Source organism: Streptomyces spirodelae (genome assembly GCF_017676385.1).
In the GTDB taxonomy this organism is placed as follows: Bacteria; Actinomycetota; Actinomycetes; order Streptomycetales; family Streptomycetaceae; genus Streptomyces; species Streptomyces spirodelae.
Map to the genome: position 1 here is coordinate 169,665 of NZ_JAFFZN010000012.1, position 11,544 is coordinate 181,208.

Sequence of the window (11,544 nt, forward strand, 5' to 3'; positions counted from 1 at the left end):
TGCTGGGCGAACACATCGAGCAGAGGTCACTGCGCGTGGTGGGAAGTCGCCGTCTGTGAATTGATCTTCGTGTGTTAAGTGCGGGCGCGCAGCCACTGCGATCCTTTTGTGGTGTTTGCCAGCCACCACAATCCTCCCATGGGTTTCCAGTTGCATGCTTCGCAAGCTCGCTTGAACTTGTCGAGGATCTGGTCAATCGGCTCTTCCCATGCTTCGAATCCACTTTCACCCAGCTCTCCGATTTCCATGAGCCCGTCATCGAGCAATTCCTTCAGGAGGGCCAGGGAAACCTCTCGGAAGTCCCCGCCATGAGCGCTTGTGTGATCTTCTGCTGTCCCGATGAGGAAGTCAACCATCACCCAATCGTCTTCGCCTTCCCGTAGTATTTCCTCTGCTGACCTTGCGAGGCTTTCTCTCACCTGGGTCTCTCTATTCCGGCGGCTCAATGTGGACCTTTCGAGGTTTATTGCTTTCCGGGTAGATCATGTCTATAGTTTCGCCGCCTGAAGTGGAAGATGTCCTCCATTGGATCACTGTGCCGTCTTCCAGTTTATAGACTTCGGGGACCTTGGGGCCGCGTGCCGGTAGCTTTTCTGCTCCCTCTGTCCACTTGTCGAACAGGTTACGGAGCTCCTCCGGTGTGTCGACGAGCCCGGTTCGGTTCGTCGAACCCTTGCGGAGGGAACTGAACTCTGTCCTCACTTCCTTAGGGCACTTGGCCAGCCCCAGCGGGTCAGAAGACGTACAGGGATTTTCGACGAATAGCTGGTGATTGGGCGCTGGGCTGAGCCCCAGCGGGTCCGGCGTCAGATAGTGGGCCGTTTCCGGGTCGTAGTAGCGGAAGTAGTTGTAGTGGAGGCCCGTTTCGGGGTCAGCGTATTGGCCGGGGAAGCGGAGGGGGCAGTTCGCTGCTCCCGGTGGGTTGGGGAGCGGTGTGCCCCAGAGGGTGGTGCGGGATTGCCAGGCCAGGTTGCCGTCAGAGCTGAGGAGCTCGGTTGGTGTGCCCACCACGTCCGTGACGATCGCGTGGAATGCGGGGTTCTGTAGTAGGGGGTCGCGGGTGGTCTGGCCCAGGGGGCGGTGGGTTCCTGGGGAGTAGTCCCAGGTGGTTGTGGTGCCGGTGTCGGTCGTCTGTTCCGTTACCCGGGTGCCGTCCCAGATGAAGACGAGGGAGCGGCCGTCGGGGCCTGACTTGGATATGCGGCGGCCCAGCGGGTCGTAGGCGTAGTGCCACTCCTCCCCGCTCGGGTTGGTTGCCGAGATCAGGCGGTCCTCGGTACTCCAGGTGTAGGTCCAGGTGCGGGTCTGGCCGTTGAGGAGCTTGCGGGTCTTGCGGATCAGGCGGCCCGCGGTGTCGTGTTCATAGGTGGTGCGGCCCGCCCGGCGGATCAGGGTGCCATCGTGCACGCGTTCGCCCGCCGCCGAGTGGGTGGGGGCCTGCGCGTGGGACTGGTTGCCTGCCGCGTCGTAGGCGTACTTCTCCGTCCAACCGTGCGCCTGGACGCCGGTGACGCGGCCCGCCTTGTCGAGGTCGAAGCGGCGGGTGCCGGATGTCAGTTCGCGGATCTCGGTGATGTAGCCGTCCGGGCGGTAGGCGTACGCGCGGTGCTGGAGGAGATCTCCGTCGGCCTCCTCCACCGTTTGGCGAGTGAGACGGTCGGCTGCGTCCCATGCCTGGGTGAGGGTCACCGCCTCGGTGAGCCAGCGGTGGGTCTCGCGGCCCGCCGCGTCGTGCGTGAAGGACAGCGCGCCGCCGTCGGTCGTCAGGGAGAGGGGGCGGTCCGCCGCGTCGTAGGTCCAGGTGGAGGTGTGCCCGGAAGGGGTGGTTAGGCTGGTGTGGCGGCCCGCAGCGTCGTACGCGTACGAGACCGTACGGCCGTTGACCGTCTCCGACAGGACGCGGCCCAGTTCATCCCGTTCCAGCGTCACCTCCGCCGCCGCGTTCGCCGTACGGGCGAGCGCGCCCGCAGCGTCGTACGCGTACGTCGTCACCTCGCCCGTCGTCTCGTCGCGCTGCTCGACGGGTCGGCCCAGCGGGTCGAGCGCGTACGTCAGCCGCTCGCCCAGAGCGTTGGTCCGCGCGACGATGTTGCCCGCCGCATCCAGTTCATACGTCTGCGTCGCCCCGTTGAAGTCGGTCTCCGCGACGAGGCGGCCCACCGGGTCGTACTCGTAGTCCCACGTCCTGCCCTGGGGGTTGGTGACCTGGACCAGGCGCAGCTCGGTGTCGTACGCGAAGGCGTACTCCGCGCCGTCCGGGTCGGTGCGGGTGACGGGCAGGTCGAAGTGGGTGTGGGTGTAGGTGGTGGTGTGGCCGGCGGCGTCGGTGTGACTGACCAGGTTGCCCTCGCCGTCCCACTGCCAGGTCTCGCGGCTGCCGTCCGGGTTCTCGCGCCAGGCGGGCCTGCCCTCGATGGTCCAGCCGTGGCGGGTGGTGTGGCCCAGCGGATCGGTCACCGCTGTGACGCGCCCGTGCGGTCCGCGTCGGACATGGGTGGTGTTGCCGAGTGGGTCGGTGAGGGCCACCGGGAGACCCGCGGCGTTCGGGATGACGGTCGTCGTGTTGCCGAGCGGGTCGGTGATCCCTACGAGGTGGCCCGCGTCGTTGTAGGCGTAGTGGGTCGCCGCGCCCGTGGGGTCCGTGGTGGAGGTGCGGTTGCCGCGGTCGTCGTAGGTGTGGCGCCACACGCCGCCGTTGGGGTCGCGGATCTCCAGCGGGAGGCAGTCGTCGTCGTGTACGGCGGTGACCGTGCTGCCGTCCGGACGTTCGATGCCGGTGAGATTGCACAGATCGTCGTACGTGTAGCGGGTGGTGCGGCCCAGGGGGTCGGTGACGGCGACGGGGAACCGGTTGCTCTCGTCCCACTCCGTGCGGGTCGTATGACCGAGGTTGTCCGTCTCCGTCACGATCTTGTACGCCTCGTTGTAGACGTAGACCGACTCGTGGCCGAGGGAGTCGATGTAGCGGGTGGTGCGCACCGCCTCGTCGTAGAAGAAGCGGCCGGAGAACGTGCCGTTGGGACCGACGGTACGCAGCACGCGCCCGCGATGGTCGTAGACGTAACCGAACGTGGCGCCGTTGCGGTCCTCCCACGAGGTGATGCGGTGCTCGTCGTCGTAGCGGTAGCGGAGGGGAAGACCGGAGGAGTTGACGACCTGGACCAGATCGCCCGCAGCGTCGTACAGGTAGGAGGCCAGTGTTGTGCTGCGCTCGCCGTCCTTGCCGTGCAGTAGGCGAAGCCCGGTGATGCGTAGCAGCTCCGGGTCGGTGTCCACGGCCACGTGGTAACCGCCTGAGTGGGTGACGTCGCGCGGGGCCCCCTCCTCGTCATAGGCGACGGTGATCCGGTTGCCGGACCGGTCGGTGATGGCTGACAGGGCCAGTTCCCGGCCGCCCCCGGCGGGCAGCGGAGTGAAGTGCAGGATGCGGTTCCGCTCCGGGAGGGTGACCGTCATGGTGCTGTCGGGCTTGCCGTCCCAGCGCAGCGGCCAGTGCGGACCGCTGGTGGGCGAGGTGGGAACCTCCGGCTCGGGTACCGGGTAGGTCAGCACCCTTCCGTCGTCCGCCACATAGACGATGCCCTGGTCGTCCAGTTCGAGACGCTGGTCCAGCGTCCCCGCCCAGGTGGGGCCGAACCAGCCGCCGCACGGGTGGCCTGATACGTAGTGCCGCTCCAGGGCCAGCGGAAGAACGCCGGGGAAGTCCACATCCGTCGCCGAGGTGAACATCTCGCCGGTGGCCGCGTCGACGGGCTCGTTGAGGCCCGTCTTGTCGCCGTTTCCCTTGTTGGCCTTCTCCGGGTCGCCGTCCGCGTGCTCCCGGGCGCTGCCGTCCCGCCGTAGCGCCCGCTCGCGCCCCGCCAGCCGCTTGGCGGCGTCCTTGGCGGCGGAGGCTCCCTTGCGCAGGGCGCTTCCTCCCCCTGTGGCCAGTGCGAGCAGCAGGTCGGGGGTGAGCTGGCCCGCCGCGCGGTACGGGTGGCGCTGCCACTCATCCCAGTTGCTGACCGCCTTGGCGAACTCCCTGGGGTTGTGGGCCGCGTACGCAACGCCGTCGGCCATCCCGGCGATTTGCATGGATGCGCCGCCGTAGCCGTCTTCGACCAGGTATTCGCCCTGCTTGTACAGACCGTGGAGGCTGTCTCCGACACCGCCGAAGAACTCTCCCAGCTTCTCCTTGACATAAGCCCCGCCTTTGGGCGAGTCAGGGGCCTTCTCGGCCGCCTTCTTCAGCTTGTGCTTGGAGGCGTCGACGACGCGTTGGAGCTCGTTCTCCAGGATGTCCAGGCGCCGATAGCAATCGCTGAGGGCGGAGACGCCAGGATTCTCGTCCGGTGGCTTGTCCGGCAGGTCCTCGTCACCACGGGCCACGGCCGCGTCGTACTTGTGGGACTGCTCGACGTATTTCTTGGAGGCTGCCCGGGCAGCGTCCGCGTCCGCGATGATCGGCTTGACCCGCTTGTGCACGGAGCGCAGCTTGTCGGCGTAGGCGTCCAGGGCGCCGGCGGCCGAGGTGAAGTACTTGTGAGCTGCTTTGAGTTCCTTCGGCAGTACCTCGATGGCGTCGTTGAAGCCACGGGAGGCGGCACCGGTCCACGCCATCCGGGTGAGGACGTCCAGCTTGCCGTCCCCCTCCTTGAACGCTCCCGCATAGGCGCGGAGTTTGACGACGAGGTCATCGATCTTTCCGGGGTCGCCGGGGATGACTTCGCCGGGTTCGGCGTGCGGTGGTATGCGTTCTGTGGTGCTGCCCGGCGCCCCGCCCTCGGTCGCGTCCTTCGAGCTCACCGGAGTTCACCACCGTCGCCGACCCAGCCCTGTCCGCCTTCGACCCGGCGGCTGGGGCCGTCCTTGCGCTCGGCGTCGTCCTCCCACTGTTCCTGGAGGCTCTTCGGCGCCGGGTCGAATTTCCCCCGGTCCCCCTGCTTCCAGGTCTCCAGGCCGTGGTCGCCGACCGGGAGTTTGGCCATGTTGTCCTCCGTCGGTGAGAAGTCCTTCACCCGCAGCAGGTCGGCCATGATGTAGGCGGAGATGACCCGTTGCAGCGTCCTGAGGATTTCTTCCGTGTGCTCGGCGAGGCGGCCCATGCCGAAGCCCCACTCGGAGAGCACGTCCTTGGCGGGCTTCTCGATATCGATGGTCGCCGCGTAGTGGATGTCTGCGGCCATCGACTTCCAGTCGTTCTTGATCCTGTGGGCCGCGATCACGGACTCCTCCAGCGGATTCATGACCTTGCGGACCGAGGCGATCTCAATCGCGTACCCGTCGCCCGGCTTCGGGCCGCCCCCGCCCTCACCGGCCTTGCCGTCTCCCGCCACCCCTACTCCCCCCGGAGTTCGGCCGTCTCCTCCATCGCTTCGGTGTCCAGCAGAAATGGACGCGGCCCCAACGGGTCGACAAGCGCCCGCACTCCTTCCGGCAGCAGCTCCACCAGGTCCTCAGCCGTGGTGGATGCCCACTCGCACGCGCCTGCGAAGAGGGCGAGCCGCTCCCAGGAGGTGAAGACCGGTACGACCGGGCCCTCCACGGTCTGAGAGACGAAGAAGCCCGGCTGTTCGGGCCGCTGGAAGTAGAGCCGCAGGGAACGCAGTTGTGCGAGGCGCTGTTCCGGAGACATCCCAGCGACGCTCTCTTGGCGCACCAGGTCACGCAGCGACACCGCTTGCTCCCCCCTGTTCGCACCGTCACCGGACGGACACCAACAGGTATGGTCGCACACCCGTCCTGGCGCCGTCGGCGCGGTTTCCCGGTCCGGCTCCTGAGCCGTCGCAGTTGCTCCGGGCTACTCCGGGTTGGTCAGCGACGGACTCAGTAGGCGGCCCACCTCGGCCATCACATCCGGGCGGCCCATGGCGGAGTGGGTGCAAGGGAGGTGGTGGAGGGTGAGGGTGCCGGTGAGGTAGGGGCGCCAGGCTTCGGGGGTGCGGGCTTCGAGGGCGCGGGCTTCGCGGGCCGGGGGGTCCTCCGGCGCGGCCTCGGTGGCGCTGAAGTAGTGCGCGTCGCCCCGGTAGACGGCCGGGGTGTAGGTGGGGCGCAGGGCCGCGTAGTGGCCCAGCATGCGGGTGACGGCGCTCAGTTGGGCGTCGTCGGCCAGGTCGTGACCTACGGCCTCGGTGACCAGGCGGTGGACGACGGCCGGGTCGGCGTCAAGGTCGAGGGGCGGTGTCCGGTCGAGGGGTGCCGAGTCCAGCAGCGCCAGGGTGTCGACGTTCTCGCCCTCCTCCTGCAGGCGAGCGGCCACGGCGTGTGCCAGTGCGCCGCCCAACGACCAGCCCAGCAGCCGGTAGGGGCCGTGCGGCTGTACGGAGCGGATGCGTGCCGCGTACTGGGCGATCAGCTCGGGAAAGGTGCCGACGGGCTCGTCCGTCGGGCGCAGGCCCTGCGCCTGGAGGGCGTAGACGGGGACGGACGGCGGCAGATGCGGCGGGAGGGTGGCGTAGCACCAGCCGAGGCCGCCTGCTGGGTGGACGCAGAACAGGGGCGCCGCCTCGCCGGCCGTACGCAGCGGCAGCAGCATGTCGTACGCGTGCTCGGCCGGCGGGCCGGGTTCGGCGGCCACGTCCAGCAACTTGGCCAGCTGCGCCACGGTGGGCGCCTGGTAGAGCGCGCCGAGTGAGAGCTCCGTGCCGAGCTCGGCGTGGACGCGGGCCAGCAGCCGGGTGGCGGACAGCGAGTGGCCGCCCAGTGCGAAGAAGTCGTCGTCGAGGCCCACTTCGGGTACTTCCAGGACCTCGGCGAACAGCGCGCACAGGGTCCGCTCCGGGCCGGTGGCTGCCGTACGCGGCTGCGCGTTCCTGGACGCGCGGGTGGCCTGGGCGGGCAGCGCGGCGGCCGACAGCGCCGCACGGTCCAGCTTGCCCTGCGGTGTCATGGGCAGCGTCTCGTGGGTGTAGAAGGCGGCGGGCACCATCGCGGAGGGCAGCCGGGAGGCGGCCCACGAGCGCAGCTCGGCGGGGTCCAGCTCGGCCGGCTCCGGCGGGGGAGTGGGGGAGGGGCTGCCCTCCTGGGGTGCGGAGTGGCGGTTCTCCCCGGGCGCGCGCCGACCGGGCTCGGGCGCCCGCCGACCAGCTTCGGGCGCGCGCCGCCCCGCGTCGGCTGTCCGCCCTGCGTCGGCTGTCCGCCCTGCGTCGGCTGTCCGCCCTGCGTCGGCTGTCCGCCCTGCGTCGGCTGTCCGCCCTGCGTCGGCTGTCCGCCCCGTGTCCGCCGTCCGCTGCGCCGGCACCACGTGTGCCGCCAGATGGACCGGACCGCCGGACGGATCGTCCCCGGCCCGCTGTGCCGCGACGGCGACCTGCGCCACGTGCGGGTGCCGAGCCAGTACGGTCTCGACCTCCTGCGGTTCGATGCGTACGCCGTGCACCTTCAGCTGGGTGTCGGTGCGGCCGAGATACTCCAGCACACCGTCCCGCGTCCACCGCACCCGGTCCCCGGTGCGGTACATGCGCCCGTTCCGGCCAGGCGCGTTGCCGTCGTCGGCGAACGGGTCCCGGACGAACTTCTCCGCCGTCAGCTCGGGAGCACCCAGATAGCCGCGGGCCACCTGGGCCCCGCCCAGGTGGAGTTCGCCGGGCACACCCGGGGGCACCAGGCGGCCGTGCCGGTCGAGTACGTAGGCGCGCAGGTTGTGGCCGGGGCGGCCGATGACCGGGTCGGGCCCCTCGGCGTCCAGGCGGCACCACACGGCGTCCACCGCGCACTCGGCGGGGCCGTAGCAGTTGTACGCGGCGACGCCGGGCAGGGCACGCAGCCGCTGCCACAGGGCGGGATCGAGGGCCTCTCCGCCGATCAGCAGGGTGCCGGGGCGGTGGCTTCGGCCGGGGCCGAAGAGGCCGGCGGCGAGCAGGGCCCGCACATGGGTGGGGGTGAGGGCGAGCAGGTCGATGCGCTGCTCCTCGACGCGGGCGGTCAGGGCCGCCGGATCGTGGCGCACCTCGTCCTCGATGAGGTGCAGTTCGTGCCCGGCGGCCAGGCACAGCCACGCCTCCCAGGAGGCGTCGAAGCAGAACGAGGCGGTCTGCGCGGCTCGCAGCCGGCGTCCGGTCGTCCCGGTGACCTCGGCGGCCGCGGGGGACAGCAGTGCGGTGCGGTGGTCGTGGTACAGGTTGGCGAGCTGCCGGTGCTCGACCTCCACGCCTTTGGGCCGCCCGGTGGTGCCGGAGGTGAAGGCGAGGTAGGCCACGTCGTGCGGCCGCAGGGCGCGTGGCCGGTCGCCGTCGCCGGGGTCGGTTGCGGGTCGGCGCGCCAACTCGGCTTCGGTCGCCGCCGCGTCGACGACCAGCACGGGTGCCCCGCCGGACGGGACGGCGACGCAGACCGGTTCGCCGCCTCGGGCCGTGGGCGTGGAGACCGGTGCGGCGCCTCCGCGCCGGGCGGCCAGCACGCACACCGGTGCGGCGTCGGCGAGCATCTGCCGGGTGCGTTCGACCGGGTGGTCGGCGTCGAGTGTCAGACAGGCGGAGCCCGTCTTGAGGACGGCGAGCAGCGCGACGGCGTAGTCGGCCGAGCGCGGCAGCGCGAGTGCGACGGTGGTGCCGGGGCCCGCGCCCCGCGCCAGCAGCAGGTGCGCGAGCCGGTTGGCCCGCGCGTTGACCTCGCCGCGCGTGAGGCTGACCGCGTCGGCGCCGGACCCGCACACCAGCGCGGTCGCGCGGGGCTCCTCGCGTACCCGCTCCTCGAAGGCGGCGTGCAACGGCAGGTGGGGCAGCGCGCGCTCGGGCCCGCGCCCCCAGGCCAGTACGCGCTCCCGCTCCGCCGCCGTCACCAGCTCCACGTCCTCCAGCGCTGTCGTCTCCGTGGCGGCGGTGAGGGTGCGCAGCAGGTGGAGGAAGCGGCGCTGGTGCGCGGCGATCGTCTCGGCCGGGTAGATGTCAGGGTCGGCCTGGAAGTCGATGCGCAGGGAGCCGTCGCAGGGGCGGTCGTAGACGTTGACGGCCATACCGGTGACCGGGCCGTTGGACAGGTTGTGCAGGGTGGCCGGGTGGCGGCCGAAGCTGATCTGCGGATCGTGGAGCATCACATTGAGGCCCCAGTCCTCCATCCGCCCGGCGGCCGGGCGCCGCGCGTGCGGGCCGCGCACCAGGTTGACGTACGAGTATCGCTGGTGCCGCAGCAGGGCCTTGGCCTGCGTCGCGGTCTTGCGCAGCAGATCCCCCACCGTCCCGGACGACGGCTGCGGGACGCGCAGCGGAAGCACGTTGGCGACCATGCACGGTACGTCGCGGGTCGCCGGGCCGCGCGCAGCGACGGTCACATCCACGACGGCGTCGTCCCGCTCGTCGTCGGACAGCCGGTGCACATACAGCGCCAGCGCGGCCATGGCCGCCGTCGCCAGGCCCGTACGGGCTGTGCGGGCCAGCGCCCGCAGCGCGTCGGCGGTCTCCGCGTCCAGGTGGCCGGTCTCGCGTACGAAGGACGGCGCCGGCTTGGGCAGCCGGGCCGCGGTGGCGGGCGCGGAGACGGCGCACCTGGCCAGTTCCTCGGCCCAGTAGGCGCGGTCGCGCTCCTCGCGTTCGGAGTGCGCGTAGGCGGCTTCGTCCTCCAGCGCCTGCCGCAGCGGACCCAGCCGCGAGGGCGGCACCGCCTCGCCGCCCTCCAACGCGCTGTAGATCTCCGCGACCCGCGGCACGAACAGGCTGGTGGCGTAGCCGTCCATGAGGATGTGGTGGCTGCACATGTAGAAGAGGAAGCGCTCGTCGGTGACACGCAGCACGGCGAACGAGAAGAGCCCGGCCCGGTACATGTCCATCGGGGTGCGCAGGTCCTCCCACATCCAGGCCAGCGCCGCCGCATCGGGATCGGCCTCGCCCCGCAGGTCGACCCGCGGGAACCGCCAGTCGGCGCAGGGGTCGATGATCTGCCGTACGCCGTCCTCGCCGTTCGGGCCGGTGGGCACGAACCGCACGCGGAGCGCCTCCGTCTCGATGACGGCCTGGCGCAGGGCCCGCTCCAGCAGCTCCACCTCGACGGCGCCGTGGATCTCGATCACTTCGGCGGGCCGCAGGCAGGGGCTGTCCGGAGCGAGCTGCTGCGTGAACCACATCCCCGACTGCGCCGCCGTCAACGGCAGACCCTCACCGATGTCGAACCTGGCCATCCGTACCAACTCCCGATCGCAGCCTCACGTCTGGGAGCACAACGAGAGGGGCAGGCGAGAGGGCACCTTCCCGGTGGGGACCCCAGCTCAGGCGCGTGCCAGAACCGCCGCGCGCCGGGTTGCGTACAGGGTGATCCCGGCAGCGAGCACCATGGCGCCCAGCGCCAGCGCCACGGTTGCGGCCCAGCCGCCGGCCGCGAACGCCACGGCGCCGAGCGCCCCGCCCAGCGAGCTGCCGATGTAGTAGCTCATCTGGTACAGGGCCGAGGCTTGCGCCGCCCCGTGGGTGGCGGTGTGGCTCACCGAGCCGGAGGCGACCGCGTGCCCCGCGAAGAACCCGGCGGTGATCAGGACGAGACCCGCGACGACGGCCACGATGCTGTCCGCGAGGCTGATCAGCAGGCCGGCCGAGGCGGTGCCGATGCCCAGGTACAGCGTGCCGCGCCGGCCGAGCCGCGCGTTGAGCCGGCCCGCCGTCGCCGAGGCGGCCGTCCCCACCAGGTAGATGACGAAGATGGAGCCCACCAGGCCCTGGGAGAGTCCGAACGGCTCGGCCACCAGCCGGTAGCCGATGACGGTGTAGACGGCGCCGAACACCGTCATGAACAGCAGCCCGATCGCGTACAGCCGCATCAGCAGCGGGTTGCCCAGGTGCGCGCGTACGGTCGCGGCGACCCGGCGCGGATGCAGGGGCGCGGGGGTGAAGTGCCGGGCCGGCGGTACGAGAATCCGGAAGGCGACCGCGCACAGCAGCGAGGTGACGGCGACCGCGCCCAGTCCGGCACGCCAGCCCCACGCCTCGGTGACCCAGCCGGTGAGGATGCGCCCGCTCATGCCGCCGACGCTGTTGCCCGCGACGAACAGCCCGACGGCGCCCACCAGGTGCCTGGCCCTTACCTCGTCGGAGAGGAACGCCATCGCCGAGGCGGGTACCCCGGCGACCGCGGCGCCCTGCAGCGTCCGGAGCGCGATCAGCACCGGCAGGCTGGGCGCGAACGGGATGACGAGGGCGAGGGCGACCGCGACCGCCATGGAGACGGTCAGCATCCGGCGCCGTCCGAAGCGTTCGGAGAGCGCGGCCAGCGGCAGTACGGCGACGGCCAGTCCGATGGTCGCGCCGGAGACCGTCCAGCTCGCCTGCGCGGGCGCCGCGTGCAGGGCGCGGGAGATCTCGGGGAGGAGTGCCTGGGTGGAGTAGAGCAGTGCGAACGTGGACAGACCGGCGGCGAACAGCGCCAGGCGCATCCGCCCGTGCCCGGGGTCACCCGGGCTCAGCTTCGTCGCGTCGGAGGTCGCGGATACGGCGTCGGAGGTCTTGGATACGGCGGGGGCGACAGCTGAGGCGTCCACCTGCTCGGTGGACGCCCCGGTATCAACAGCGGGCATGCCTCGAACGTACGAGCAGGCGTTTCATCCGTCCAATGCATGAAAGTGCGACAATCGATCCCCTGATG

6 protein-coding genes are annotated in these 11,544 nt (G+C 70.7%); all 6 read right to left on the minus strand.

The features are described from left to right. Positions 1–74: 74 nt before the first annotated feature. On the minus strand, positions 75–356 hold the full coding sequence (locus JW592_RS15320; protein WP_209265614.1) for a hypothetical protein: 282 nt from the start codon (positions 354–356) through the stop codon (positions 75–77). A 73-nt stretch (positions 357–429) separates the two neighbouring features. Then, complete coding sequence (locus JW592_RS15325; protein WP_209265615.1) at positions 430–4,785, minus strand: DUF6531 domain-containing protein; 4,356 nt, start codon at positions 4,783–4,785, stop codon at positions 430–432. After that, positions 4,782–5,315, minus strand: a complete 534-nt coding sequence (locus JW592_RS15330; RefSeq protein WP_209265616.1) for a hypothetical protein — start codon at positions 5,313–5,315, stop codon at positions 4,782–4,784. Before JW592_RS15330 ends, JW592_RS15325 begins: the two co-directional genes overlap by 4 nt. Before the next feature lie 2 nt (positions 5,316–5,317). Continuing rightward, a complete protein-coding gene (locus JW592_RS15335) occupies positions 5,318–5,656 on the minus strand; it encodes an SseB family protein (protein ID WP_209265617.1) in 339 nt (112 codons plus the stop codon). Positions 5,657–5,779: 123 nt separating this feature from the next. After that, positions 5,780–10,090 carry a non-ribosomal peptide synthetase gene (locus JW592_RS15340; protein WP_209265618.1) on the minus strand — a complete coding sequence of 1,437 codons (4,311 nt, stop codon included), beginning with the start codon at positions 10,088–10,090 and terminating at the stop codon, positions 5,780–5,782. An 87-nt stretch (positions 10,091–10,177) separates the two neighbouring features. Then, positions 10,178–11,476 (minus strand): MFS transporter, encoded by a 1,299-nt coding sequence (locus JW592_RS15345; RefSeq protein WP_209265619.1) that lies wholly within the window; start codon positions 11,474–11,476, stop codon positions 10,178–10,180. Between the last annotated feature and the right edge of the window lie 68 nt (positions 11,477–11,544).

Bases quoted from the DNA above. Each gene is read 5' to 3' on its own strand.
- JW592_RS15340 (WP_209265618.1), bottom strand. From the start codon at position 10,090: ATGGCCAGGTTCGACATCGGTGAGGGTCTGCCGTTGACGGCGGCGCAG.
- JW592_RS15320 (WP_209265614.1), bottom strand. From the start codon at position 356: ATGGTTGACTTCCTCATCGGGACAGCAGAAGATCACACAAGCGCTCAT.
- JW592_RS15345 (WP_209265619.1), bottom strand. From the start codon at position 11,476: ATGCCCGCTGTTGATACCGGGGCGTCCACCGAGCAGGTGGACGCCTCA.